The organism is Laribacter hongkongensis DSM 14985 (genome assembly GCF_000423285.1).
In the GTDB taxonomy this organism is placed as follows: Bacteria; Pseudomonadota; Gammaproteobacteria; order Burkholderiales; family Aquaspirillaceae; genus Laribacter; species Laribacter hongkongensis.
This window is the reverse complement of sequence record NZ_AUHR01000001.1, coordinates 250,557-276,218: the sequence shown is the minus strand read 5'-3', so window position 1 is coordinate 276,218 and position 25,662 is coordinate 250,557. Positions and strand designations below refer to the sequence as shown.

Here is a 25,662-nt window from a genome sequence, read left to right as displayed (position 1 = left end):
GCTCAGGCAGGGGTCGTGGAAGAGGAGCAGGCGAGGTCGCCGGCGGGTTTGCGCGGGTCCGGCATGGCCGTGAACCCGATCACGCAAATGTCGTCGAGCTGCGGCTCTTGTCCCTGCCAGTCAGTCAGGGCGGACGTCAGCGTTTCCAGCCGGTCAGCCCATGGCAAGGTATGGAGTGTACCCAACAAACCGGCAAAGCGGCTGGCGCCGAAGCCGAATTCCTGCGGGCCGCCGCTTTGGTCGAGGAGGCCGTCGCTGGTCAGGTAACAGTCGAGGCCCTGAGCCGGCAGGGTCTGGCTCTGGTAGGTTTCCTGGCGTTTTTCGCCCAGTGCCCGCCGGCCACCCTTGCAGACCGTGACCGTGCCGTCGCGGTCGATGCAGTAGAGGGCGATGCGGGCTCCGGCATAGGTCAGGGTGGCTTGTCCCGGATCGATGCGCACCAGTGCCGCCTCCATGCTGGTGGGCACGCGCTGGCGGCTGGCCAGCTGTTCGGCAAACGGTGCGCGCACGATTTCGTTCATGACATTGAGGATGGCGGCCGGGTCGTGGCTGCCAACCCGGTCGATGGCAGTCTGGAAAGCGCCGTGGGCCAGCACGGTCATCAGGGCTCCGGTCACGCCGTGGCCGGCGCAGTCGACCAGTCCGGCCAGCCAGCCGTCAGCATCGCGATGAAAGAGGTACAGGTCGCCGCTGACGATGTCCTTGGGGCGCCACAGCACCAGCAGTTGTCCCTGGCAGGTGTCGGTCAGGGCGGTCTGCGGCAGCATGGCATGCTGGATCATCCGGGCACAGTGGATGTTGTCCTGCTGGCGGGTCAGCATGTCCGTCAGCTCGCGGGTGCGGGCGCTGACGGTGGCTTCCAGCTCGGCCGTGTGGCGCTGTACGCGGCTGGCCATGCGGTTGAAGGCTGTGGCCAGCTCGCCGATCTCGTCCTGGCGCGTCAGGTGCAGGTTGATGTCGTACCGGCCGCTTTCCATGCTCCGTACGCCCTGGCTCAGCGCCAGCAGTGGCTTGAAGACCAGCAGGTGGGTGCCGAAATACATCAGGATCATGGCCAGGACCAGCAGGCCGGCCAGTACGGACAGGGCGCCGAGCAACAGGCTGGAGTCAAGGAGGGCGCCGGCATGGGCTTCGACGGCGCTGACGGCAAACCAGTCGAGCGCCGGCAGCCAAGTGATGGCCATCAGCTGCTGCTGGCCTTCCAGGGTGACGTTCAGGGTCTCCACCGTGCTCTGGCTGGTCCGCAGCCGCTGCATCGCTGCCTGGACCCGCGGCTGGTCATCTGGCCCCGACAACAGCCGGAACAGGGTCTGGGTCGGCACCTTGTCCGTCACCATCTGGTGCTCGATCCGGGCCGGATCCGGATGGGCCTGGATGGCACCGTTGCCGGCCAGCAGCATGGAGCTGAGTCCGGACGTGTCGTGGCGGGCAAAACGTTGCAGGAAGTGCGTCAGCTCGAATCCGGTACCGACAAAGCCCAGAGGCGTGCCGTCGGTATCGGTCACCAGCACGTTGACCCAGACGTTGGTCACGCCTACCTGCTGGTTGGTATTGATGTTGAAGTTGTAGGGCGTGCGTTTGGCGGTGCTGGCAAAGAACCATGCATCCGCCGGTACGTCGCGCTGCATGGTGCCGCGCGGAGCGCTGGAAAAAGCCAGGGTGTTGTCGTTGAAATAAAAATGCCGGCTGGTAATCACGCCGGCAAACAGGCTGTGTTCGCCAAACAGGCGGCGGAATGATTCGGCCTCGGCAAAAAAGGCTTTCCGGTAATCCGGGCGGGATTCGTCGCGCAGGAAATTGCGGGTGGCATCACTGTCGGCCAGCTTTTGTGACAGGGCCAGCTCGCGGGCCACGGGCAGCATGAACTGCTCTTTGCTGAGCAGTGCATGGTTGCGCACGACTTCGGCTCCGTAGCGCTCGCGGGTCAGGTCGATGAAAATCCAGCTGGTGGCCACGGCTGCCAGCAAAAGCATGACAGCCAGCAGCCCCATGAAGGTGGCTGCCTTGCTGCGCAGGCCCAACCGCAAGATTGCAGACATGGCACGCCCGGAGAATCCGGCAGATACCGGATACGGATAGATAGAGCGGATATTCTATCTGCTGCACATGCAGCAAGGTGTGTGCTACCTCAAAAACGCTCGCCAGGCGCCAGATAACGCCACTGTCCCTGCGGCAAATCCCCCAGCATGATGCGGCCGATGCGGATGCGCTTGAGGCCGACCACGCGCAGGCCGACCAGCTCGCACATGCGGCGGATCTGGCGTTTCTTGCCTTCCACCAGCACGAAGCGCAGCTGGTCGCGGTTCTGCCACCACACGCGGGCCGGTTTGAGCGGCACGCCGTCGAGTGCCAGACCGTGATTGAGCAGACGCAGGCCTTCTTCGGACAGGCGGCCTTCCACGCGCACCAGATATTCCTTGTCGACCGGCGAGTTTTCGCCGATCAGCTGCTTGGCAATGCGTCCGTCCTGGGTCAGCACCAGCAGTCCGGTCGAGTCGATGTCCAGCCGGCCGGCCGGTGCCAGTCCCTGCAACTGCGCGGGCTTCCAGACCGTGCGGCTCGGGTCCTGTTGCCAGTGCCGCTCCGGCACGATCAGGGTGGCAGCCGGCTGGTAGCCTTTTTCAGCCTGCCCCGACACATAACCGATCGGCTTGTGCAGCAGGATGGTGACACGGGTGTTCTGTGCCTCGCGCGCCCGTGCGTCCAGCGTGATGCGCTGGTCCGGGCTGACCTTGCTGCCCAGCTCGCTGATGATCTGGCCATCGACGCTGACCCAGCCGCGTGCGATGTAGTCGTCTGCCTCGCGGCGCGAGCACAGGCCCAGTTCGGCCATGCGTTTGGAGAGGCGAATCTTGTCCGATTGGGAGTCCATTGACGTATCCGGTACGCCTTGCGGCGCAGAAAAACCAAAAACCGGAAACGGTCCCGCCAGCGGGCGGGCCGTCTTCCGAAAACCTTGAACCGGTCGCCCGGTTGCACTGATCCGTGCCGGCCGGTCCCTGCCGGTTGCGTACGGCAAGGACCGGATCAAAACAAAACGTCCCGCGCTGATGCGGGACGTTACAGTATGCCGTCACCCGGTCGCTGGCAGTGTCGTGCCGGTGACCGGTGGCGTCGTGGTGCTTACTGGTCCTGCAACCGCTCGCTGACATACGCCGAGGCGCGCAGCTGTTGCAGCCATTCGGCGTAGACCTGTTCGGACTTGCGGGCGCGCAGCTCCTGGCGGATTTCCGCACGCTGGCGTGCGTCACCGATGTCCTGCTGGCGGGTGCCGTCGACAAGGATCAGGTGCCAGCCGAACGGCGAGCGAACCGGCTGCGACAGCTGGCCGACCGGCAGGGCGAGGTAGGCACGTTCGAATTCCGGCACCATGTCACCGGGGTTGACCCAGCCAAGGTCGCCGCCTTTCGGGGCACTGCCGTCTTCGGAATACAGCTTGGCAGCTTCGGCAAACGGCATGCCGTTTGCGATGCGGTCGCGGATCTGCAGGATGCGCGTCTGGGCGTCCTTGTCGCTGGTGATTTCATTGGCGCGCACGAGGATGTGGCGGACCTGGCGCTGTTCGACCATCTGGGCGTCACCCCGGCTGCGGCGGGCTTCCAGCTTGAGGATGTGCAGGCCGTTGGCCGAGCGCAGCACCTGGGTCGACTGGCCCGGCTTGAGCTGTTCCAGCGCTGCCACGAAGACCGGCGGCAGGCGGGTGGCCGAGCGCCAGCCCAGATCGCCGCCCGACAGGGCGTCCTGTGCATCCGAGTAGCTGGCGGCTATCTGGGCAAACGGTGCGCCGGCGGCCAGTTTGGCCGCGGCATCGCTGGCACGCTGCTGGCGCTTGGCCACTTCCTGCGGGCTGGCCTGCTCGGGCAGGGTGATCAGGATGTGCGACAGCCGGAATTCGGTCCGGTTGGCCGACACGGCGCTCCTGAGCACGGCGTCGACTTCGCTGTCGGACACGTTGACCTTGCTGTCGACCTCGCGTTCACGCAGGCGGTCGAGGATCACCTGGCGCGACAGGTCGGCCCGGAAGGCGGCTTCGTTGATGCCGTCGGCCTTGAGACGGGCACGGAACTGTTCCGGTGTCAGGCGGTTCTGTTCGGCCAGCCGGTCCATGATGCGGTCCAGCTCGGCACTGTCGAGGGCGATGCCGTTGTTGCCGGCGTACTGGAGCTGCACCTCTTCGTTGATCATGCGTTCGAGCATCTGCTGCTGCAATACGCCGGCGGGCGGCAGCGGTACCTTCTGGCGCGTCAGCTGGGCTTCGGCTTCGCGCACGCGGGTATCCAGCGCCTGCTGGGTGATGGCCTGCTTGTTGACGACCGCGACGATGCGGTCAACGGTGCGGACTTCTGCAGCAGCCGAGGCCGGGGAAGCCAGCAGGCTGGCGGCCAGGGCCGCAGCGGCAAAACGGGTCAGGGACGAGGGGATCATCATGGCAGCACGGAGTTTCGGGAGGGCTCGACATAGCCTGGCAATGCCAGTTTGAGGGCCTCCAGCGGGTTGTTGCCGAGCTTGCCCAGGCCGGCGAGCTCAAGCTGGAAGAAGAAGCTGGTTTTCTGGCTGTCCAGGCCGTTTACGTAGCGCTGGGCGAGGAAACGCATGGCCCAGCAGCCGGCACGGTATTCGATACCGGCCAGCCGCTCCAGCGACTGCTTGTCGGACAGCGAGTAGTTTTCGCGCGCATAGCCGTACCAGCGCGGGGCGATCGGCCACAGGATGCCGAGGTCGATCTGTTTCTGGTTGGTGAACAGCGTGTTGCTGACCTGGACTTCGCGGTCGTAACGGTAGCGCAGCGACAGGATGCGCGCGTCGTCCGGCGAGTAGCGGATGCCGGCGTTGTAGTACTCCGGTTCGCTGAGGGTGTTGTTCCACTGGAAATTGCCGTCAAGGCGGGTGCGGCGGTTCAGGTCGCCGCCGGCGCTGACGAGGATGTCCGACAGGCCTTTTTGCGGCGGGGTGCCGCCGGGCAGGGTGACGCGCTGGTCGATGAACGAGTAGCGGGCCGCCACGCCGACCCGCAGCCGCTCCAGTCCGTTGTCCGGATCGATGAAGCGGCTGGTGAGTGCGGTGGTGATCTGGTTGGCGTCGTTGATGCGGTCGTAGCCCGAATAGCGGTTGGGCGTGAAGATCTGCGCGTAGTCGAACTGGTTGAGCACGGTGTCGAAGACCGGCAGCCGTGACTGGTCGCGGTAGGGGATGTAGACGTAGTAGAGGCGGGGCTCCAGCGTCTGTACGTAGTCGTTGTCGCCCAGCGAGAACGGCCGGTTGAAGAACAGTCCCGAATCGACGCTGACCATCGGCAGGGTGCGGGTCAGGGTCTCGCTGACCTGGTCGGCGTAACCGTGACGGTCGCTCAGCGCGTAGCGGGTGTAGTTGAGTCCCAGCTCCGGCGTGGCATAACCCCAGCTGCGGGTCAGTGGCAGCGAGACGCTCGGGTTGAGGACCAGGCGTTCGCCTTCCTGCAGGGTGGGGTGGGCAAAGTTGACATATTCACTGGTGAAGCGGGCATCAACGCCACCCCACTGGCGGCTGCTGTTGAACACGATTTGCGGCAGGCGCTGGTACGGCGTGGTGATCGGTGCGGCCGGATCCTGCAGGGTCTGGTATTTCTGCGTGCGCAGCAGCCAGCTGCCCCAGCCCGGACTCCAGGTCAGGTAGGCGTCCTGCAACAGGTTGGTGTTGTCGGCCACGCTGAAGCGGCCGGAACCGAAGTCGCGGAAGTAGCTGTCGTCGCTGGCCCGGCTGTAGTCGATGCCCAGTCCGACGGTAGGGCTCAGGCGCTGGCTGTGCTTGAACGACACATAGTTGCGATTGCCATCGTATTTGCGGTCGTCGATGCCTTGCAGTACCAGCGTACCGCGGTAGTCCGGGTCCAGATAGCGGTATTCGCCGCCCAGCATCAGGCCGCGGCTGGTAATCATGCGTGGCGTGATCGTGGCGTCGCGGTTGGGGGCGATGTTCCAGTAGTACGGCAGGGTGAAATCAAATCCGTTGCCGCTTTCCATGCCGAATGTCGGCGTCAGCAGGCCGGACTTGCGTCGTCCGTCGAGCGGGAAATCGAAATACGGCGCCCACATCAGCGGTACGCCCTGGAACTCGAACACGCCGGAACGGGCCTCGCCCACGCTGGTCAGATAGTTGAGCCCGATGTCGCGGGCGCGGATGTACCAGTCGTCGCGACCCGGTTCGCAGGTGGTGAAGCGGCCTTGCTCGACGCGGTAGAGCTGGTCGCCCAGCATTTCGACCTTGCTGCCTTCGGCCCGCAGGGGGCTGGTCTTGCGGGTCATGTCCGCGTCGTAGATGACGCCGCGTTCGGCATCGATCAGGTAATCAAGGTCGCGGCCGACCAGCTTGTCGCCGTTGGCGCGCAGCAGGGTGGCACGCGGCCCGGCCAGTACCCGGTTCTGTGCCTGGAAGTAATCCAGCCAGTCCGATTCCACGGTCTGGTCCCCGCGCGTGACCACCACTTCGCCTTCGGCACGCAAGGCGTTTCCGATGACGCCCGTCATCTGGTCGGCGGTCAGCACCGTTTCCGGTGCCGTTCCGGTGCCGGTTGCGGGTACGACAGGTGACTGGACTTGCGTCTCCGGCGTTTGCCAGGCAGCAGCACGGTCGGTGCCGGCCAGGGGGGCGTCGGGAACGGCAGGGGCATCGGCCAAGGCGAAGGCAGAAGCCAGCGCCGCGGCAAGAGGGGTTACGCGGATCAAGCGCATCGAGCGGGTGGCAGTATTCGGAAGGTCGGCGGGCACGACGACAAACGAATTGTCGCGCGAACGGTACGGAAATCGTGCGCTAAAATCGCACAGTTTGCCTTTTGCCGCAATTCTTGAGACCCGCATGTCCCGATTCCAAGCCCTGCAAGACTGGGTGGCTGCCCAGCGCCCCGGCCAGACCTTTACCCTGGCGCCAGCCTCGGCCGACGCCAGTTTCCGCCGTTATTTCCGTGTGTCATTGGCGGGCGAAAGCCTGATCGTCATGGACGCGCCCCCCGGGCACGAGGACTGCCGTCCGTTCGTGCAGGTCGCCGGGCTGTTTGCCGGTGTCCACGTGCCGGCCATTCTGGCTGCCGACCTTGAGCAGGGATTCCTGCTGCTCGAAGACCTTGGAAACACCACCTACCTGGACGTGCTGACACCGGACAATGCCCGGTCGCTGTACCTCGATGCCATTGACGCCCTGGTGACCATCCAGACCGCCAGCCGACCGGCGGTGTTGCCCGGATACGACGCCGCCCTGCTGACCCGCGAAATGCAGCTGTTCCCGGAATGGTTTGCCCAGGTGCACCTGAAAAAGCCCTTCACCCTGGCGCAGCGCAAGGTATGGGACGAAGCGCTGGCGCTCATCCTCGGCAACGTGCTGGCGCAGCCGCAGGTGTTCGTGCACCGCGACTACCACAGCCGCAACCTGATGCAGACCACGGAACGCAATCCGGGCGTGATCGACTTCCAGGATGCTGTCTACGGCCCGGTTACCTACGACCTCGTGTCGCTGTTCAAGGATGCCTACGTCAGCTGGGACGAGGAATTCTGCCTCGACATGGTCATCCGCTACTGGGAGCGCGCCCGCAAGGCCGGTCTGCCGGTCAATCCGATGATCGACGAATTCTGGCGCGACTACGAATGGATGGGCGTGCAGCGTCACCTCAAGGTCGCGGGCATCTTTGCCCGCCTCTGCCACCGCGACGGCAAGGACGGCTACCTCAAGGACATTCCGCTGGTGCTCGGTTACCTCAAGAAAGCCTGCAACCGCTATCCGGAACTGCGCCCGCTCGGCGAGCTGATCCGCGACCTGACCGGCGAGCAGCAGAATGTCGGGTTCACCTTCTGATGAGGGCGATGATCCTGGCAGCCGGTCGCGGCGAGCGCATGAAGCCGCTGACCGACCACACGCCCAAGCCCCTGCTGCCGGTCGGCCGCCAGCCACTGGTCGGCTGGCACCTCACCCGGCTGGCCGCTGCCGGCTTCACCGACATCGTCATCAACACCGCCTGGCTGGGCGCACAGTTGCCGGCCAGGCTCGGCGATGGGGCCGAGTGGGGCGTGCAGATCCGTTATTCGCACGAAGGCGCGACCGGGCTGGAAACCGCCGGCGGCATCGCCACCGCCCTGCCACTGCTGGGGGATTCGCCGTTTCTGGTGGTCAACGGCGACGTGCTGACCGACATCGATTTTGCCGCCCTGCGGGCAGTGGCGCCGGTGCTGGATGGCGTGACGCGACTGGCGCACCTGGTGCTGGTGGATAACCCGCCGCATCACCCGGACGGTGACTTTGCCCTGGCGGCTGACGGCCGGGTCAGCGCCAGTCCGGCGCTGACCTTCAGTGGCGTCGGCGTCTACCATCCGGCCCTGTTTGCCACTACCCCGGCCGGGCAGCCGGCCCGGCTCGCGCCGCTGTTGCGGCAGGCGATGGCGGCCGGACAGGTCAGCGGTTGCCATCACCACGGGCTGTGGCTTGACGTGGGCACGCCGGAACGGCTGACCGAAGCCGACCGGCTGGCGGCAGCATGGAGCTGACGCCGCGCCGGCTGCTGGGCATCGACCCCGGCAGCCGCATCACCGGGTTTGGCGTGATCGACCTCGTCGGCAGCCAGCGCGTCTATGTTGCCTCGGGTTGCATCCGCACCCGGGCCGGCGCACCACTGACCGAGCGCATCAAGACCCTGCTCGAAGGCCTTTCCGAAGTAGTGGCCGCCTACCAGCCCGGCGAAGCGGCGGTCGAGCAGGTGTTCGTCAACGTCAATCCGTCGGCCACGCTGATGCTCGGCCAGGCGCGCGGCGCGGTGCTGTCGGCGCTGGTGCTGGCCGGCTTGCCGATCAGCGAATACACCGCCTTGCAGGTCAAGCAGTCGGTGGTGGGGCACGGCAAGGCCGACAAGGAGCAGGTGCAGCACATGGTGGTGCGGCTCCTGGGACTGACTGGCACGCCGCAGGCCGATGCGGCCGACGCGCTGGCGGTGGCGCTGTGCCACGCCAACCACAGCCATGCGGCGATTGCCGGTTTTGCCAGGGCCGGCCTGCGCATCAAGGGCGGGCGGCTGGCCTGACCCCTCGGCGGGGGGCGGTTTTTGGCGCTACAATCCGGTCATTTTTCGCCATTTACTTACCGGAGCCTGCCCGCCATGCGCGCCAGCCAGTATTTCCTCTCGACGCTGAAGGAAGCGCCGAACGAAGCCGAACTTCCGTCCCACAAGCTCATGCTGCGCGCCGGCATGATCAAGCGCCTGTCGAGCGGCCTTTACACCTGGATGCCGCTGGGGCTGCGCGTGCTGCGCAAGGTAGAGGCCATCGTGCGCGAGGAAATGAACCGCGCCGGCGCCATCGAGCTCCTGATGCCGGCAATCCAGCCGGCCGAACTGTGGCAGGAATCCGGCCGCTGGGAGTTTTACGGCAAGGAACTGCTGAGGGTGAAGGACCGTCACGAGCGGGATTTCTGCGTCGGCCCGACCCACGAAGAAGTGATTACCGACGCCGTGCGCAAGGAAGTGAAGAGCTACAAGCAGCTGCCGCTCAACTTCTACCAGATCCAGACCAAGTTCCGCGACGAAGTGCGTCCGCGCTTTGGCGTGATGCGCGCCCGCGAATTCGTGATGAAGGATGCCTATTCCTTCCATGCCGACTTTGACAGCCTCAAGGCCACCTACCAGGGCATGTACGACGCCTATTGCCGCGTGTTCACCCGGCTGGGGCTGGATTTCCGTCCGGTGGCAGCTGATACCGGTTCGATCGGCGGCACCGGCAGCCATGAATTCCAGGTGCTGGCCGACTCCGGCGAGGACGTGATCGCCTACTGCCCGACCTCCGGCTTTGCCGCCAATATCGAACTGGCCGAAGCCGTGGCGCCGGCCACGCCGCGTCCGGCGGCCAGCCAGCCGCTGGCCAAGGTCGCCACGCCGGGGGTGAAAACCATGGCGGATCTGGAAGCCTTCCTCAAGCAGGATCTCAAGACCATGGTCAAGGCGATCGTGGTCGAGGGAGACGATGGCGCCCCGGTGCTGCTGATGGTGCGCGGGGATCACGAGCTCAATGAAGTGAAGGCCGAGAAGATCGCTGGCATCAAGCTGCCGCTGACCTTTGCCAGCCCCGAATCGATCATCGCCGCGTTTGGCGCCAGGCCGGGTTCGCTGGGTCCGGTCGGCTTCAAGGGCCGCATGATTGCCGACCGCACCGTGGCGGTGATGGCTGACATGGTGACCGGTGGCAACGAGGACGACGTGCACCTGACCGGTGTCAATTTTGGCCGTGACTGTGCCGAACCGGAAGTGGCCGACCTGCGCAACGTGGTGGAGGGCGATCCGAGTCCGGATGGCCAGGGCGAAATCCGCCTGCGCCGCGGCATCGAGGTCGGACACGTATTCCAGCTGCGCAAGAAGTACGCCGAGGCAATGGATTGCGGCTTCCTCGATCAGGACGGCAAGCGCCAGATCATGGAAATGGGTTGCTACGGCATCGGCGTGTCGCGTGTGGTGGCAGCGGCGATCGAGCAGGGCTTTGACGAGCGCGGCATCATCTTTACCGACACCATGGCACCGTTCACGGTCAGCATCGTGCCGATGGGCTACCGCCGCAGCGAGAGCGTGAAGGCCGCCGCCGATGCGCTGTACGCCGAGCTGGTTGCAGCCGGAGTGGACGTGCTGCTGGACGACCGTGACGAGCGTCCGGGCGTGCTGCTGGCCGACAGCGAACTGATCGGCATTCCGCACCGCGTGGTGATCGGCGACCGCGGCCTGAAGGAAGGCAAGGTGGAATACCAGGGCCGGCGCGAGACCGAAGCGACCAGCGTGGAAGTGGCGGAAATTGCCGCTTTTGTGCGGAGCAAGCTGGCCGTCTGACCGTCATGCGCCGGTTCCGGTGACTGTTCAGGCGGCTGACACGGTCGCCGGGATGTCCGGTTTCAGGATACCTCCAGGCCAGGATTCATGGCTCGTGCAATAAACGAATAACTCCCGCTGCTGGCGAGACTGGCAGCGGGGGTTTTTGCATGGGGAGGTTCTGGCAGGATGTGAGGGCAGGGCGGGTTTGCTGCCGGAGGTCAGGCCGGTGCTGGCGCCGTAAGGCTCTGCAGTGTGCCATCCGGGCTGCGTCGGTCCGTGGCGGCTGGCTGAGTGGCCGGGTGTGCTGGCAGCAATGTGTGCCTAGGCGTGCGGATGTTGCTGGACGAGTTCGCGCAGGAGATCAAGGCCGGCTAACCAAACCCATGTTTCGGATAGTTGCGAACTTGGTAGATCAGTAACTTGCCGATGAGTCATGCGGTTTTGTTGGCGACTCTAAACACGGAGATTCCGGATGCAGAAACTACAGGGGGGACGCGAGGCCGTGCGTTGCCGTCTGCGGGTTGTTGCCGGGGTCCCTGCCTGCTCCGGGCCGTCCGGGTGTGGCCGGAGCTGATGTCGTGCCCCTGTCCGGGCACGCAATGCCCGGTCGCTGTGCATGACGTGCAGAAGACCGGGCGGGGATTCAGTTGCTGCCGCGGGCGCGCCAGAGTTCGTCCAGATGCTGGGTGGCAGAGGTCAGTTCGCGTTCGGCACCACCCTTGAGGCTGCTGGCCTCCATGACTTCCTGCTCGGCGCGGGTTTTGGCGGTCTGGGCATCGGTCAGGCGCTGGTCGGCCCGGGTGAGTTCCTTTTGCGCGGTATCCAGCCGCTGCTGGGCCGTGTTGAAATTCTGGCGGGCGGTCTGGAACCGCAGCTGGGCCGCCAGCAACTGTTCGTCCAGCGACTGGGCCAGGGCGGAGCCTGCCAGTGAGGCCAGCGTCAGGCCAAGAAGGATGCGCGGGATCATCGGGACTCCTGAACCGGAAAGGGAAGCCCCGATAATGCCAGGTCAATGGCCGGGCGTCGAGCCGGCCAGGCTGGAGAAAGGGCCTTGGCCGGATGTTGCGGGCAAGGATGTCGTGCCGGCGTGCGGCAGGGGCCATGGTTTGCGTACCAGGCGTCCGGGGGATGCCGGCATGGCTGATGGATGAGGCTGTGTTGTTCGTACGGACGAAGCGCAGCGGCTGGAGTCGTCCGCCTGGTTGCCGGTCGGGCTGCCATGAGGGCGGTGCCGGAAGTTTGCCGCAACAGGCCGGAAACGGACCTGTCGCGGACCAGGGGTGAAGGTTGCTCAGGCACGGGCGTCGAACGCGGCATGAAAGGTCACGGTGGCGCAAGGGACGGGCGGGCCGAAGCTCAGGGCCTGGAAGTAGCCCGGCGGGATGCCGGGCAGGGTGAGGCCGGTATCCGGTACGAAGCCGAAGCGCGAGTAGTAGGCTGGATCGCCCAGCAGCACGCAGCCGCTGGCGCCGGTCTGCTGTTGCAGCATGGACAGTGCCTGTCGTACCAGCTGGCTGCCGATGCCGCGCTGCTGGCAGTCAGGGTGGACGGACAGGGGGCCGATGCCGTACCAGCCCGGGGTGCCGCAGGACAGGGTGACGGGGGAGAGGGCGATGTGTCCGGCCAGTTGTCCGTGTTCCAGTGCGACCAGCGACAGGGTGAGCTGGCCGCTGCGGCGCAGGGCGTTGACGATGAACTGCTCGGTATGGTTGGTGTGCGGGGCGTTCAGGAAGGCTTCGCGGGTCAGCTCGCTGATGGCGTTGATGTCGGAGGGTTGCTCGGGGCGAAGATGCAGGGACATGACGGGCTTTCGTGCAGGATGCCGGGCCGCCGGCCTGCTGCGTCAGGGCAGCGGCCGGTGGGTGGGACGGTTACTGGTTGTCGAGCTGGGCGCGAACGGCGAGCAGGCCGTTCCTGTTGATCCGGTAGGGCTGGCTGTTTTTCGAGCTGACCAGCCGTTTGGCCTTGAGCTTCTGGAAGACGGCCAGCGTGCAGTCGGACAGGATGTGCCCTTCGCGGGTATGGCATTCGACGGTGGTGATGCGGCCGGCGTCGTCGCGGATGCGTACGATGTAGCCGCCTTTGGCGAGGACGTGCAGGGTCCTTTGCTCCGGTCTGGAGATATTCATTATGGATAACTGCCGGCAATCAATGACTCACGCGGCGGCTGCCTGCGTCTGGCAGAGCCGCCCGGTTTGCGGGACATGTCGGTAACATTGGCCTGGACAACAGGCCTGTGTTACCGGATTGCTGCAATCTCCAACATATGAACCTTCTGCAAAGGATCTGGATGAGGTGGCCTGTTCAGGGCCGGAAAACATGCTAACGGCTCGGGGGCAGGCAGGACAATGCCCTGCGGGATGCAGCCCCGGTTGGCCGTCGCAAAAACAGAAAACCCGGCCAATGACCGGGTTCTGCCTGAAACGGTGGTGGGTCGTGCGGGATTCGAACCTGCGACCAACGGATTAAAAGTCCGCTGCTCTACCAGCTGAGCTAACGACCCGAGTCATCCCTGACGGGGTGACTTGAAGCAATCTGTGGTGGGTTGTGTAGGGTTCGAACCTACGACCTACGGATTAAGAGTCCGCTGCTCTACCAGCTGAGCTAACAACCCAGAGTCATCCCTGACGGGGTGACCTGAAGCAATCTGTGGTGGGTTGTGTAGGGTTCGAACCTACGACCTACGGATTAAGAGTCCGCTGCTCTACCAGCTGAGCTAACAACCCAGAGTCATACCAGGCAAGTGATGCGCGGCGGCAAAGTGGTGGGTCGTGCGGGATTCGAACCTGCGACCAACGGATTAAAAGTCCGCTGCTCTACCAGCTGAGCTAACGACCCTCTTGCGCCGAGAGGCGGCAATTTACGCGCTGAAAACGTATTTCGTCAAGTCATTATTGAGGAACGGAAGGCGTTACGGCCGAAATTTCCTGCAGGAATGCCGCTGGCGGCATGAAACCGATCACCCGGCCGCTCTCCTGGCCTTGCGCAGAAAACAGGATGATGCCCGGCGGGCCGAACAGTCCGAAGTGCTTGAGCAGCGCCTGGTGCGCCGGCGTGTTGGCCGTCACGTCAGCCTGCGCCAGCGCCATGCCGCGCATGGCCTGGGCCACCGCCGGATCATGGAACGTCTTGCGTTCCATCTCCTTGCACGACGCACACCAGTCGGCATAAAAATCGAGCAGGACCGGCCGGCCGCGGTTGGCCGTGAGGAAAGATTCCCACTCCGCCAGCGAACTGACGGACGTGAAGGCCGGAGCCGCCGTTGCCGGACTGTCGGCACGGGCTGTCAGCGGGGCCAGCGGATAGCGCGGGTCGTCGGCGCCAGCGAGGCTGCCGACCAGCTGTACGGCACCCAGCAAGGCTGCCAGCAGGCCAAGGCTCTTGAGCAGGCGGCGGCCGGGGTGACTGCCGGCCGGCATGGAATCAAACGCTCCGGCAAACACTGCGCTGACGATCAGGATGATGCCGTAGGCCGCCAGCGGCAGCGCCGGCGGTAGGTAGGGCGCCAGCAGGTAGACCGCCAGCAGCAGCATGCCGACCCCGAAGACGGCCTTGACCGCCTTCATCCACGGTCCGGCTTTGGGCAGCAGCTGGCCGCCGGCCGCACCGACCAGCAGCAGGGGCGCTCCCAGTCCCTGTGCCATGGCGAACAGTGCCACACCGCCGGTCAGGGCATCGCCACTGGCACCGATGTAGCCCAGCGCCACCGCCAGCGGCGGCGCCACGCACGGGCCGATGATCAGCGCCGACAGCGCGCCCATGCCGAACACCGATGCCAGTCGGCCGCCGGTCAGCCGGTTGGACGACGACGCCATCCGGGCCTGAAAGCCGGCCGGCAGCTGTACGCTGATGATGTCAAACATGGCCAGCGCCAGCAGGACCAGCATGACCGCTGCCAGCACGGCCACTTCCGGCCGTTGCAGCCAGACGGTCAGCCAGCTGCCGGTCAGCCCGGCGGCGACGCCGACCACGGTATACGTCAGCGCCAGTCCCTCAACATAGGCCAGCGCCAGCAGCAGCCCGCGCCAGCCGTGGGCAGCCGTGCCGTGGCCGGCAATGATCGCCGAAACAATGGGCAGCATCGGGTACAGACAGGCGGTCAGTGCCATACCCAGCCCGGCGACAAAAAAACTGGCGGTCAGTGCTTCCCAGCCCAGCGATCCGAGTCCGCTGCCGTCACTTGCCGGCTGGCTGGCCGGTGATGTGGCAGCCGGCGGGGCCGACAGAAAACCGGCGGCCGGCGAACCGGCCGATACCGTGCGTCCGTCCGCGGCCAGCGACAGGCGGATGGTCTGCGGCGGATAACACACGCCGGCATCGGCGCAGCCCTGCTGGGTGATCACCAGCTGGACCGGCGACGGCGTACCGGCGGGCAGCCGTGCTTTGCCTTCGACCGCCTGGCGCCAGACCGGGGTTTCGCCGAAAAACGGATCATGCTTGAGCTGGCCCGGCGGCAGTTCCGGCCGGATGTCGGCGGGCGGTTCGGTCCGGATGCTGACACGGTCGCGGTACAGGTAATAGCCGTCGGCAATGGCCCAGTTCAGGCGCACGACATCGCCCGAGCGGCTGGCAGACAGGGCAAAGGCCCGTTCGGGCGGCAGCAGGTCTTCGGCTGTCAGGGCGTGCGCGCAGAGCGCAGTCCAGAACAGCAGGCAGGCACACAAGAATCGCTTCATGGTCGGAGGGAATAATGTCTCAGGGTTGGCTTGAAATCGTTTCACTGACGACCCAGCTTAAATAGGGCGCGTAGCCGGCAGAGACCGGCAGTTGCAGGATTTCCGGTACGTCATACGGATGCGACTGCCGTACCTGCCGCTCCAGGGCCGGCCAGGCGGCCGCCGTTGTCTTGATGAGCAGCGTGACTTCCTCGGCGCATTCCACGACATCGTTCCAGCGATAGACGGAAGTGACGCCAGGCAGCAGGTTGACGCAGGCAGCCAGCCGTTGTGTGACCAGCAAGTGTGCCATCGTGCGGGCACTGTCTGGATCGGGCATATTGACAAGAACCAACCGCACGTCTGATGGATCATTGCTACGCATGCGAATTTTTCTCCTGTTGCTTCTGGCGTTTCCGTTCGTCGAACTCGCCCTGTTGATCTCGCTGGCCGACTGGATCGGTGCCGGCGGGGTGTTCCTCTACCTGGTGCTGTCGGCCCTGTTGGGCATTGTCATGCTGCGCAACCAGAAGCTCGGTGCCCTGCTGACGCTGTTTTCGGTCATGCGCGAAGGCCGGGCTTCGGTCTGGCAGCTGATGTGGCCGCTGCGCTACCTGCTGGCCGGAGCACTGTTCGTGCTGCCCGGCATCATCAGCGAAGTGGCGGCCGTCCTCCTGTTGCTGCCGTTCAAGGGGCCGGCGCTGGGCAGTGCCGGCACGGGCGGTACTGCGGGCAGTCCGCCGTTCGACACGCCACCGGGGCCGCAGGCCGGCGGTGGCAGCACGATAGACGGTGAATATCACCGGGTGGATGATGATCGTACACAGTTGACCGAACGCAAACCTTAATTCATGCCGAGCAGTTACGTTACAGGCTTATTCCTTGACAGGTAACAGCCCGGCGGCCGCTTCGGGCGTGATGCCCCGGATGTCGACCACCTTGTGCCGGCTGCAATCGCCGCTCTTGAGGGTGACGGCCGAGCGGGACACGCCAAGGCCGCGGGCCAGGAAAGCCAGCAGGCAGGCGTTGGCCTTGCCGTCGACCGGCGGAGCGGCCAGCCGGATCTTGAGCGCGTCTCCGTGAAGGCCGGCCACCTCGGTGCGCCTGGCGCCCGGCTGGACGTGCAGGGTCAGCCGCACGCCGTCGGCCGTTGCTGTCAACCAGTTCATCCTGTATCCGTGATGCGTGTTGCGGACACAGATTCTAGCAGTCACCCCTTATGGAGGATTTGTCCATGGATATCGGTATCAGTCAGGAAGATCGTGCGCGCATCGTCGAGGGACTCTCTCGGGTGCTGGCCGACACCTATACGCTTTATCTCAAGACGCACAACTTTCACTGGAACGTCGTCGGACCGAAATTCCGCACCCTGCACCTGATGTTCGAAGAGCAGTACAACGAGATGTGGATTGCCCTCGACGCACTGGCCGAGCGCATCCGCGCACTGGATGCTCCGGCACCCGGCACCTACGCCGAGTTTGCCCGGCTGACCGCCATCGCCGAAACCGTCGGCGTGCCGGATGCCGACACCATGACCCGCGTGCTGCTCGACGGCCACGAAACCGTCTGCCGCACCATCCGTGGCCAGCTGGCTGCCCTGGACGCCGCCAACGACCAGCCGTCGCTCGACCTGCTGACCCAGCGCCTCGAAGTGCACGAAAAAACCGCCTGGATGCTGCGCAGCCTGCTGGCCTGACTCACCGCATTCACTCTCTGGCAACGCGCGACTGACCGTCGCGCGTTTTTTTGTGCCCGGACGGTAGCGGATGCGCCGGTAGCCGGGTGCAGATTGTCTATGCTGTTTACATTGATCGTCGTGTGGTTTATTTCATGCCTATCACCTTGCCGCTTCCCGCGCCCCGTCAACCTCGCGTGCTGGTCTGGGTTGCCATTGTGCTGGGCATGGCGGCGGTCGCATGGCTATCCCTGGTTCCGGCACGAGTCAGTCCTGTCGCTCCGCTGGTCTGGTGGCCGGTCGGAGTAGCGCTGGCTGTCATGCTGCGCTACGGCTTGCGTACGCTGCCGGCCTTGTGGCTGGGACTGGTGGCGGGCATGGTACTGGGCATGCCCGCCGAACCGCTGGTACACATGCTGTTCGATAGCCTGCCCGACCTCCTTGTCGCCGGCGCAGTGGCCGTCTGGAGCCGCTGGCTCCTTGGCGGAATCCAGTTACCGCCTTGGAGGCAGACCCTGCCCGGTCTGCTCTTGCTGATGTTGCTGGTACTGGTGGGAGAGAGCATCAACTGTGTCCTGGCCCTGCTGCTGTCCGGACAGCCTGATCCAGCATGGCGCGAACCTCTGCTGGAATGCTGGTTGGCGGACCTGCTGGCATTTCTGGTCGTCGGATCCCTGTCGATGCCCAGCCGCTGGCGGCTGGGATCGTGGGCCATGGAGGCCGAACGGGCTGCTGTTCTGACCATCGGCGTGGTGTCATGGAGCGTGGCAGCCTGGTGGGAAGGGCCGGCACCACTGGTCAGCCAGCTGGTGTCTTTCGGTTTCATTCCGCTGGTGGTCTGGACCGCCATCCGGCTGACCCTGCGCGACGTCGGATTGCTGACCCTGCTGGCCGTCCTGCCGTTTTATGTGCTGGGGGTGGCGCCGGCCGGGCTGGAGCAGATCGGCCTTGCCACCGGCAGCGGCACCGGATTCGTGGTGATGCTGCTGGTGCTGTACCTGCACGACAGCGAACAGCAGCGGCACCGGCAGGAGCGCCTGCGCCGGCAGGAAATGCGCCAGCTGCGGCGGGCACAGCGCGACATCATCCTGCAGGCAGCCGACATGATTCCTTCTGCCGTGGTACTGACCCGGCTGAGCGACCAGACCATCGTTTACGCCAACGAGGCCCTGGCGCGCCTGTTCGGTTATCCGCGTGCATCCTTCATCGGCCGCACCTCGCTGGAAATGGGCATCTGGAACAACCCGGACGACCGGCACGAGCTGCTGGCGCGCATGCATGCGCCAGTACCGCAGCCGTTCAACTGCTGGATGCGCCGGGCTGACGGCACGCGCTTCTGCATCGAGCTGCAAAGCTCGCGCGTGACGTGGGGCGACAGTGCATACATGCTGACGGTGGCGCACGACATCGACCAGCTGGTGCGGGCCGAGTCGCTGGCGCGGGACGGCGAACGCTCGATCAAGGAGGCGCTGGCCCGGGCGCAGATCGGCTACGTTGACCTGGACCTGGCCCGCGACCGGGCGGTCGGCAACAGCGTGATGGCTGAAATGATGGGCTATCCGGACGACGGAGCAGTGCTGTCGCCGATTCCGCAGGACTGGATCGGGCGCGTGCATCCGGACGACCGTGACATGGTGCGGCTGCGCTACCGCAACCTGATGGCCGGACGGGCGCCCATCGACGGCCTGGAATTCCGGCTGGAGCACGACCGGGACTGGCGCTGGGTCATGGCCACGCTGGTGCCGATCGAAACCCTGCCGGACGGGCGGGCCTTGCGCGTGCTGGGGGTCTACGTGGACGTCACCCGCCTGCATCTGGCCACGGCCGAGCTGCGGCTGGCCGCACACGTACAGGAACACACGCCGGACGCCGTGCTGATCTGCGATGCCGCCGGACGGCTGCTCAAGGCCAACCGGGCCATGCAGCGCCTGACCGGCTGGGCGCCCGAAGTGCTGGTCGAGGAACTGCTGGCAGACCTGCGTTCCGATGCTTACCCCGTGCCGCCGGCCAACCGCAGCTGGGAGGGCGAATGTCACTACCGGACGCTGTCCGGCGTACCGCTGGCCTGCTGGCAGCGCCAGAGCCCGGTCCTTGACGAGTATGGCAACCTGTCATACCTGCTGGTGACGCTGAGCGAGCTGTCCGAACGCCAGCGGCAGGAGGCGCGCATCCGCTATCTGGCCGAGCACGATTCGCTGACCGGGCTTTACAACCGTGCGGCCCTGATCGAACGGCTCGGCGACGTGCTGTCCCAGGCGCGGCGCCAGCCGCATGTCGGTGCAGTCATGTATCTCGACCTTGACCGTTTCAAGCAGATCAACGACACCCTCGGGCATGAAGCCGGCGATGCCCTGCTGATCGAAGTCGCGCGGCGCATCCGTTCGGTCGTGCGGACTGGTGATGCGGTCGGGCGCATGGGCGGCGACGAATTCGTGGTCCTGCTGGCACGGCTGGAGTATCCGCGCGATGCCGCTGCGGTGGCCGACAAGCTGCTGGCCGCCTTGCTGGAGCCCTTTGTCCTGTCCGGGCAGCGGGTCGAATCGCCGGCCTCGATCGGCGTCGCCATGTTTCCGCAGGACGGCGAGGATGCCGACACCCTGCTGCGGCATGCCGATGCCGCCATGTACGACGTCAAGACACAGGGACGGGGTCGCTGGCAGTTCTTTACCTCGGCCCTGCAAAGCCAGGTGGCCAACCGCCGTGCCCGCGAGGCCATGCTGACCCGGGCGCTGGAGCGGCGCGAATTTGTGCTCGAATACCAGCTGATCTACGGTAATCCGGTGCGCGAGCCGCTGGCGATGGAAGCTCTGCTGCGCTGGCATACACCGGCCGGCGAACGGCTGCCGGCGCAGGCATTCATCGATCTGGCCGAGGACATGCGGCTGGCGCTGCGGCTGACCCGCTATACCCTGGACCTGGTCGGCCAGCAGCTGGCCGGCTGGCTGGAGGCCGGGCTGGTGCCGGTACCGGTAGCGATCAACCTGACCTCCCGGCAGTTCCATGACCCGTTGCTGGTGACGCATGTGGCCGAGACCTTGCGGGAACACCGGCTGGACGGGCAGTGGATCGAGTTCGAGGTGGCCGAATCCGCCCTGTTTGCCGATCTGGAACAAAGCCGCAAGCAACTGGCCCGGCTGGCCGAACTCGGCGTCGGTGTGGCCGTGGACCGTTTTGGCGGCGACATCCGTCGCTGGTTCGAGCTGGCTGATGCACCGCTGACCCGGATCAAGGTCGAGTGCAGCGTCCTGGCCGAACTGTCCGGAAATGACCGTGGCCGCATGGCGCTGTCGGCCTGGCAGGGCGTACTGGGTCGGCCTCTGGCCGTAACCGGCGTTGAAAGCGATGACGATCTGGCCTGTGCCGAACGGATCGGCAGCCAGGCCGTACAGGGCTGGGTCTGCCAGGCGCCGCTGAATGGCGAGCAGATGGCCCAGGTCCTGCGCCAGCGGCAGGCGCGGGAGGCCGGTCTGCTCGCGGAGCCGCCGGCGGCCGGGTAGCGCGAAAGGGCGTGTTACACTGCTCGTTTCCGTGTCTGCCTTGTGTGTTTGCCTTGCGTCACGAGACCGTTTTCCCTGCCCGCCGCCTCAGGCGCCTTGTTGCCCTGCTGACGGCTCTGGGGCTGCACGTTGCACTGCTGTGGACGCTGGGCGGATCTGCCGTCCGGCCGCTTCCGGCTGCATTGCCGCCGCTGGAGGCGTGGCTGGTGACGGCTCCGCCACCACCACCACCACCGGTTGTTCCTGCCAGGGCGGAGCCGGCTCCGCCGCCCCCGGCCGAACCGCCGCCCAAGGTGGCCCGCGCCGCCATTCCCCTGCCGCCTCCGCCCAGGAAACCGGTGCTGCCCAAGGCGGAGCCGGTGGCACCCCGTACCGAAATCCGGACACCCGAGCCGCCACTGCGCACTCCGCCGGCTGGCGCCAGTGCGCGCGACTGGCTGGCCGATGCGCGTGCACTGGCGCGCGATGACCGCGACAGCGGTCGCAACCAGCCGGTCAGCCAGCGCTCTGCCCGTGTGGGCAGTTCAAGCCGTGATCCGGTGTTGCGGGCGTATGCCGACGGCTGGCGGCGCAAGGTCGAGGACGTGGGACGGCTCAATTATCCCGAGTCGGCACGGGCGCAAGGTCTGGCCGGCCGGCTGGTGCTGGCCGCCGACATCGCACCGGACGGTACATTGCTGTCAGCCCGCATCGAGAAAGGCTCCGGCCAGCCGGAACTGGACTCGGCGGCGCTGAACATCGTGCGGCTGGCGGCACCCTATGCCCCGTTTCCGCCGGCCCTGGCGCGTGACTATGACCGGCTGACGCTGGTGCGGACCTGGTCGTTCAGCCGGGACGGCAACCTGTCAGCCCCCTGACATCTGGTTTTTTCTGGAGAATTTCCATGTACGAAGTAAATCGCAGCGTGCTTGTCATCAAACCGAAGCAGCCTTTTGTGGACTGGCTGTTGTCGCTGCCGTTCCGGTTTGATCCGGAGGAGGTCAACCTCCTTAACCTGCGCGAAGACTGCAACGCATTGCTGGTACCGCCGGTCGAGGATTTTTCCGAGGTGCGCGATTTCATCAAGGCCAACTGGTCCGGCCTGTTCGAGGCCGAGCTGGCCGACTGGTGCGAGGACGACAGCCTGTGGCCGACGCCGCGGACGCAAAACCTGTTTTCGCAGTGGTTCGAGGTGGAAACCCATTCGGTGGTGACGGACCTGGCCGAGGCACCGCTCGAGCGCGAGGCATTCGATGCGCTGGACCTGCCGGATGCCGAATGAATGGCGATGTGGTGTAATCACCGCAAACGGGCGTTTGAACCCGTCCATCCAGCGGAGGAACCATGCATCAGATCGACATAAAAGTTCGCGGTTACCATCTCGACCTCTACGGTCACGTCAACAATGCGCGTTACCTGGAGTTTCTCGAGGAAGCGCGCTGGGCCTACTTTGATGACGAGGCTGATCTGGTGGCTTACATGCACGAAGGCTTTGCCTTCGTGGTAGTCAACATCAACATCAGTTACCGGCGCCCGGCGCTGATGAACGAGGTGCTGACGCTCGACACCAGCATGCACGAGGTGGGCCACCGCTCGGCCGTGATCCGGCAGGTGGTGCGCCACAAGGAATCCGGTGCCGTGGTGGCCGAGGCTGACGTGACGTTTGTGCTGTACAGCGAGCGGGACAAGCGTGCCATCGTGATCGATGGCGAGCTGCGCGCGCTGCTGGAGCGGCTGTCGGCCCGTGACCGGGCGGCCGGGTCGGACTGCAAGTAAACAACAACGAGGTGGCAATGAAGAAAATCCTGCTGGCCGTGGCGGCGCTGGCCGTAGTGGCGGTCATCGCCTGGACGGTAACCGACCGTAATCCGGCTCCGGCGGTGCAGTACCAGGCCCTGGATGGTCGTACCACCTCCACCGAGGCACTCAAGGGCCGGGTGGTGCTGGTCAATTTCTGGGCAACCAGCTGTCCTGGCTGCATCAAGGAAATGCCGGCGCTCAAGGATACCCACACCAGATATGCGCCCAAAGGCTACGAAACGGTGGCGGTAGCCATGAGCTACGACCCGCCCGATTACGTCAAGACCTATGTCGAGCAGAACCGGTTGCCGTTTTTCGTGGCGCTCGACAGCCAGGGCCAGCTGGCACAGGCCTTCGGCGGCGTGCAGCTGACGCCGACATCGATCCTGGTCGGCAAGGACGGCCAGATCATCAAGCGCTATCTGGGCGAGCCGGACTTTGCCGAACTGCACCGGCTGATCGAGCAGGCGCTGGCGGCCTGATCCGGCATTCGCAAGGCATCCTGTGCGGGCAGGCCGGCAACGGTCCGCCCGTTTTCATGAAAATGTCACGATTATCCGGTCGCAATCGACGCCGACAGGGTCGGTGCGGTGCTATCATCCGCAGCTTGTTGCCGACCATTCGTTTGTTAGTCCGTCATGCTCAACCGACGCCCCCGTCGTTCCATGAGCCAGATCAACGTCGTGCCCTATATCGACGTGATGCTGGTCCTGCTGGTGATCTTCATGGTGACTGCCCCGATGTTTGCGCCGGGTGTGGTCAACCTGCCGTCCGTCGGACGCGCGGCGCAGGTCGAAACCGAACCCCTGCAGGTGACCATCGGCAAGGATGGCGAATACGGTCTGGCCGACAAGGGCAAGACCACGTCCTATGGCGAGGTGCCGGCGCTGGTCGCCGCCATCCAGTCCGACCTGGCCGGGGATGCCCAGCGCCCGGTGGTGATTTCCGCCGACAAGACCGTGGCGTACGAAAAAGTCATGGATGTCATGAGCGCCCTGCAAAAAGCCCGGGTCGAGCGGGTCGGCCTGCTGGTCAAGTCGGAGCAGTAATGACCCCGGTCGAGACACGCCGGGCGAGCTTTGCCGCCTCGCTGGGCCTGCATCTGTTGCTGGTGGTGGTCCTGACCCTGTCGGTATCGGTCAGCTCCCCGTCGTTCAACGCTCCGCCGGCCATGGCCGAACTGTGGAGCGCGCCGCCGATGACCCGCATGCGGGCGCCGGAACCCGTGGCACCGTCCCGTCCCGAGCCGGTGCCGGAGGCAGAAAGCGTACCGCTGCCCGAAGTGGCCAAACCCGACATCGCCCTGAAAAAACCGGAACCGAAGCCGGAAAAGAAGCCCGAACCCAAGCCTGAGCCGAAACCGGAACCGAAGCCGGAGAAAAAACCCGAGAAAAAGCCGGAACCCGAGCCCAGGGCCGAACCCAAAAAGACCGAGAAAAAAGCCGACAGCAAGCCCGTCGCCAAAAATGACGTACCGGCCAAACCGGCATCGAAAAATGCCCGGCCCGGCGATTTTGACGTGGATGACGCCCTGGCAGACCTTGGCAGCACCAATACCCGCATCCCGCCCAACAGCACCCGGACCCAGTCCGGCAGCAAGGATGGCGTACCCAATGGCGTGGCTGGCGGCGTGGGTGCCGGCAGCGGCAACGGCGGCAAGGGCTACGAATCACTGGTGATTTCGCGCGTGCGGCCGCTGGTGCAGGTGCCGTCCGATCTGGCCGGCAATCCGACCGCCGTGGTGCGGGTCACCCTGCTGCCTTCGCTTGAGGTGCGCGAGGTCAAACTCCTGCAATCCTCGGGTAATGCACAATATGACGAGGCCGTGCAGCGTGCCGTGCTGGCGGCCAAGACGTTTCCTGCCCTGCTGTCGGGCATGAAGTTTTCCGACGTGCGGGTGATGACCCTGAAATTCCGACCGAGGTAGCGATGAAGCTGATGCAATTCTGGTGCAAGTCCGTGCTGCTGCCGGCCCTGTGCGCGCTGTTGGCCGCCGGCCCGGCGCGCGCCGAGCTGACTGTCGAAATCGTTGGTGGCGGCACCAGCCAGCACCCGATTGCCCTGCCGGTGTTTGCCGGTGAAAACCAGCTGCCGGGCGGTCTGACCCCGATCGTCAAGAGCGACCTCGCCCGGACCGGCGTATTCCGCTTCGTCGACGTGGCCAGTGTCGGCAACAACCCGTCCGAGCCCGGCCAGATCCAGTATCCGCTGTGGCGCTCGGCCGGAGCGTTTTCCATTTCGGTCGGCAAGGTCGTGCCGCAGGCCGACGGCCGGATGGCCGTGAGCTTTGCCCTGATGGACGTGAACCAGAAACGGCAGCTGACCGGCGGCAGTTTCGCCATCGAGCCCAAACAGGGCCGGCAACTGGCGCACCTGATTGCCGACATGATCTACGAAGCCATCACCGGCCAGAAGGGCATCTTCGGCACGCGCATCGTGTATGTCGCCCAGCAGGGCCGCAACAGCTACGAGCTGCGGGTGGCCGATGCCGACGGTGCCGGCGAACAGACGCTGCTGCGCTCGAAAGAACCGCTGATGTCGCCGGTCTGGTCGCCGGACGGCAGCCGCGTGGCCTATGTCTCGTTCGAAACCAAAAAGCCGGTGGTATACGTGCACAACGTGGCCACCGGTGCCCGCCGCGCCGTGGCCAACTTCAAGGGCTCCAACTCGGCCCCGGCCTGGTCGCCGGACGGCACGCGACTGGCCGTGGCGCTGACGCTGTCGGGCAATACCCAGATCTATCTCGTGGGGGCCGACGGCGGTACACCGCGCCGGCTGACCCAGAGCCAGGGCATCGATACCGAACCGGCTTTCACGCCGGACGGCAGCCGCATCCTGTTCACTTCCGACCGTGCCGGCGGCCCGCAGATCTACAGCATGCCCGCGAGCGGCGGCCCGGCCACCCGGCTGACCTATGAAGGCAATTACAACGTCAGCCCGGCAGTCAGCCCTGACGGCAAGAGCTTTGCCTTCGTGCGCCGCGAAGGCGGCCGTTACCGCGTGATGGTGCAGCAATTCGGCTCGTCGCAGGCCAACTACGTGTCGGACACCCAGTTCGACGAGTCACCGAGTTTTGCCCCCAACGGCAAGATGATCCTGTTCGCTTCCGAGCAGGGGGGCCGAGGCGTGTTGTACACCGTGACTGCCGACGGCCTGACCAAAACCCGGCTTGGCGCTTCGGGTGATGTGATGGAGCCCGACTGGGGTCCGATGCCGCGCTGATTTTTCCCTGATACTTCCTCATAACAAGGA

The 25,662-nt window shown here is 65.4% G+C and carries 24 protein-coding genes and 4 tRNA genes; 14 read left to right on the top strand and 14 right to left on the bottom strand.

The annotated features are described in order from the left end of the window. Positions 1 to 2 precede the first annotated feature (2 nt). The 4 genes from G542_RS15570 to G542_RS0101335 form a co-directional block, all read right to left on the bottom strand. The gene (locus tag G542_RS15570) at positions 3 to 2,039 is read right to left on the bottom strand and encodes a SpoIIE family protein phosphatase (RefSeq protein ID WP_081666701.1); all 2,037 of its coding nucleotides are present in this window, start codon (positions 2,037 to 2,039) and stop codon (positions 3 to 5) included. An 89-nt stretch (positions 2,040 to 2,128) separates the two neighbouring features. Beyond that, a complete protein-coding gene (locus G542_RS0101345; RefSeq protein ID WP_012698636.1) occupies positions 2,129 to 2,872 on the bottom strand; it encodes a pseudouridine synthase in 744 nt (247 codons plus the stop codon). 251 nt (positions 2,873 to 3,123) lie between these two features. After that, complete coding sequence (locus G542_RS0101340) at positions 3,124 to 4,428, bottom strand: peptidylprolyl isomerase (protein ID WP_051189838.1); 1,305 nt, start codon at positions 4,426 to 4,428, stop codon at positions 3,124 to 3,126. Then, the gene (locus G542_RS0101335; RefSeq protein ID WP_081666700.1) at positions 4,425 to 6,833 is read right to left on the bottom strand and encodes an LPS-assembly protein LptD; all 2,409 of its coding nucleotides are present in this window, start codon (positions 6,831 to 6,833) and stop codon (positions 4,425 to 4,427) included. The genes G542_RS0101340 and G542_RS0101335 overlap by 4 nt, the downstream gene beginning before the upstream one ends. Between G542_RS0101335 and G542_RS0101330 the strand changes: the two genes are divergently transcribed. The 4 genes from G542_RS0101330 to G542_RS0101315 all read left to right on the top strand — a co-directional run bounded on the left by G542_RS0101330 (position 6,832) and on the right by G542_RS0101315 (position 10,822). Beyond that, the gene (locus G542_RS0101330; RefSeq protein WP_012698633.1) at positions 6,832 to 7,821 is read left to right on the top strand and encodes an aminoglycoside phosphotransferase family protein; all 990 of its coding nucleotides are present in this window, start codon (positions 6,832 to 6,834) and stop codon (positions 7,819 to 7,821) included. The two genes, G542_RS0101335 and G542_RS0101330, sit on opposite strands and share 2 nt — an antisense overlap. Further along, the gene (gene murU / locus G542_RS0101325) at positions 7,821 to 8,507 is read left to right on the top strand and encodes an N-acetylmuramate alpha-1-phosphate uridylyltransferase MurU (RefSeq protein WP_027823181.1); all 687 of its coding nucleotides are present in this window, start codon (positions 7,821 to 7,823) and stop codon (positions 8,505 to 8,507) included. The genes G542_RS0101330 and murU overlap by 1 nt, the downstream gene beginning before the upstream one ends. Beyond that, positions 8,498 to 9,037, top strand: a complete 540-nt coding sequence (gene ruvC / locus G542_RS0101320; RefSeq protein ID WP_027823180.1) for a crossover junction endodeoxyribonuclease RuvC — start codon at positions 8,498 to 8,500, stop codon at positions 9,035 to 9,037. The genes murU and ruvC overlap by 10 nt, the downstream gene beginning before the upstream one ends. 75 nt (positions 9,038 to 9,112) lie before the next feature. Further along, positions 9,113 to 10,822, top strand: a complete 1,710-nt coding sequence (locus G542_RS0101315; RefSeq protein WP_027823179.1) for a proline--tRNA ligase — start codon at positions 9,113 to 9,115, stop codon at positions 10,820 to 10,822. 625 nt (positions 10,823 to 11,447) lie between these two features. On the opposite strand, the gene G542_RS0101310 is transcribed toward G542_RS0101315, so the two are convergent. The 9 genes from G542_RS0101310 to cutA all read right to left on the bottom strand — a co-directional run bounded on the left by G542_RS0101310 (position 11,448) and on the right by cutA (position 15,844). Continuing rightward, positions 11,448 to 11,771 (bottom strand): hypothetical protein, encoded by a 324-nt coding sequence (locus G542_RS0101310; RefSeq protein WP_012698629.1) that lies wholly within the window; start codon positions 11,769 to 11,771, stop codon positions 11,448 to 11,450. A gap of 324 nt (positions 11,772 to 12,095) precedes the next feature. Beyond that, on the bottom strand, positions 12,096 to 12,605 hold the full coding sequence (locus G542_RS0101305) for a GNAT family N-acetyltransferase (RefSeq protein WP_027823178.1): 510 nt from the start codon (positions 12,603 to 12,605) through the stop codon (positions 12,096 to 12,098). Positions 12,606 to 12,675: 70 nt separating this feature from the next. Continuing rightward, the gene (locus tag G542_RS0101300) at positions 12,676 to 12,933 is read right to left on the bottom strand and encodes a YjhX family toxin (protein WP_012698627.1); all 258 of its coding nucleotides are present in this window, start codon (positions 12,931 to 12,933) and stop codon (positions 12,676 to 12,678) included. 298 nt (positions 12,934 to 13,231) lie between these two features. Then, positions 13,232 to 13,307, bottom strand: a tRNA-Lys gene (locus tag G542_RS0101295). Between the two features lie 35 nt (positions 13,308 to 13,342). Then, a tRNA-Lys gene (locus G542_RS0101290) sits at positions 13,343 to 13,418 on the bottom strand. Between the two features lie 36 nt (positions 13,419 to 13,454). Beyond that, a tRNA-Lys gene (locus tag G542_RS0101285) sits at positions 13,455 to 13,530 on the bottom strand. A 36-nt stretch (positions 13,531 to 13,566) separates the two neighbouring features. Continuing rightward, positions 13,567 to 13,642: transfer RNA gene (locus G542_RS0101280), tRNA-Lys, on the bottom strand. Positions 13,643 to 13,695: 53 nt separating this feature from the next. Beyond that, positions 13,696 to 15,480 (bottom strand): protein-disulfide reductase DsbD, encoded by a 1,785-nt coding sequence (locus G542_RS0101275; RefSeq protein WP_244878665.1) that lies wholly within the window; start codon positions 15,478 to 15,480, stop codon positions 13,696 to 13,698. Between the two features lie 19 nt (positions 15,481 to 15,499). After that, on the bottom strand, positions 15,500 to 15,844 hold the full coding sequence (gene cutA, locus G542_RS0101270; RefSeq protein WP_012698624.1) for a divalent-cation tolerance protein CutA: 345 nt from the start codon (positions 15,842 to 15,844) through the stop codon (positions 15,500 to 15,502). Here cutA and G542_RS0101265 point away from each other — a divergent pair. Next, positions 15,843 to 16,307 (top strand): FxsA family protein, encoded by a 465-nt coding sequence (locus G542_RS0101265; protein ID WP_027823175.1) that lies wholly within the window; start codon positions 15,843 to 15,845, stop codon positions 16,305 to 16,307. The genes cutA and G542_RS0101265 overlap by 2 nt on opposite strands. A 27-nt stretch (positions 16,308 to 16,334) precedes the next feature. Here the strand turns inward: G542_RS0101265 and G542_RS0101260 are convergent, their stop codons facing one another. Further along, on the bottom strand, positions 16,335 to 16,628 hold the full coding sequence (locus tag G542_RS0101260) for a DUF167 domain-containing protein (protein ID WP_012698622.1): 294 nt from the start codon (positions 16,626 to 16,628) through the stop codon (positions 16,335 to 16,337). 65 nt (positions 16,629 to 16,693) lie between these two features. Between G542_RS0101260 and G542_RS0101255 the strand changes: the two genes are divergently transcribed. The 9 genes from G542_RS0101255 (at position 16,694) to tolB (ending at position 25,632) form a co-directional block, all read left to right on the top strand. Then, positions 16,694 to 17,155: a Dps family protein gene (locus G542_RS0101255; RefSeq protein ID WP_012698620.1), complete on the top strand. Its 462-nt coding sequence runs from the start codon at positions 16,694 to 16,696 to the stop codon at positions 17,153 to 17,155. Positions 17,156 to 17,289: 134 nt separating this feature from the next. Further along, positions 17,290 to 20,631 carry a bifunctional diguanylate cyclase/phosphodiesterase gene (locus G542_RS0101250; RefSeq protein ID WP_081666699.1) on the top strand — a complete coding sequence of 1,114 codons (3,342 nt, stop codon included), beginning with the start codon at positions 17,290 to 17,292 and terminating at the stop codon, positions 20,629 to 20,631. A gap of 53 nt (positions 20,632 to 20,684) precedes the next feature. Continuing rightward, complete coding sequence (locus G542_RS17295) at positions 20,685 to 21,488, top strand: energy transducer TonB (protein WP_162142316.1); 804 nt, start codon at positions 20,685 to 20,687, stop codon at positions 21,486 to 21,488. A gap of 26 nt (positions 21,489 to 21,514) precedes the next feature. After that, positions 21,515 to 21,892: a hypothetical protein gene (locus G542_RS0101240; RefSeq protein WP_012698618.1), complete on the top strand. Its 378-nt coding sequence runs from the start codon at positions 21,515 to 21,517 to the stop codon at positions 21,890 to 21,892. Positions 21,893 to 21,954: 62 nt separating this feature from the next. After that, positions 21,955 to 22,386, top strand: a complete 432-nt coding sequence (locus G542_RS0101235; RefSeq protein ID WP_027823172.1) for an acyl-CoA thioesterase — start codon at positions 21,955 to 21,957, stop codon at positions 22,384 to 22,386. A 17-nt stretch (positions 22,387 to 22,403) separates the two neighbouring features. Beyond that, on the top strand, positions 22,404 to 22,892 hold the full coding sequence (locus G542_RS0101230) for a peroxiredoxin family protein (RefSeq protein WP_012698616.1): 489 nt from the start codon (positions 22,404 to 22,406) through the stop codon (positions 22,890 to 22,892). A 156-nt stretch (positions 22,893 to 23,048) separates the two neighbouring features. Continuing rightward, positions 23,049 to 23,459 carry a protein TolR gene (gene tolR / locus G542_RS0101225; RefSeq protein WP_012698615.1) on the top strand — a complete coding sequence of 137 codons (411 nt, stop codon included), beginning with the start codon at positions 23,049 to 23,051 and terminating at the stop codon, positions 23,457 to 23,459. Continuing rightward, a complete protein-coding gene (locus G542_RS0101220; protein ID WP_027823171.1) occupies positions 23,459 to 24,337 on the top strand; it encodes an energy transducer TonB in 879 nt (292 codons plus the stop codon). Before tolR ends, G542_RS0101220 begins: the two co-directional genes overlap by 1 nt. A 2-nt stretch (positions 24,338 to 24,339) precedes the next feature. Then, on the top strand, positions 24,340 to 25,632 hold the full coding sequence (tolB, locus tag G542_RS0101215; RefSeq protein WP_027823170.1) for a Tol-Pal system beta propeller repeat protein TolB: 1,293 nt from the start codon (positions 24,340 to 24,342) through the stop codon (positions 25,630 to 25,632). Positions 25,633 to 25,662: the final 30 nt, after the last annotated feature.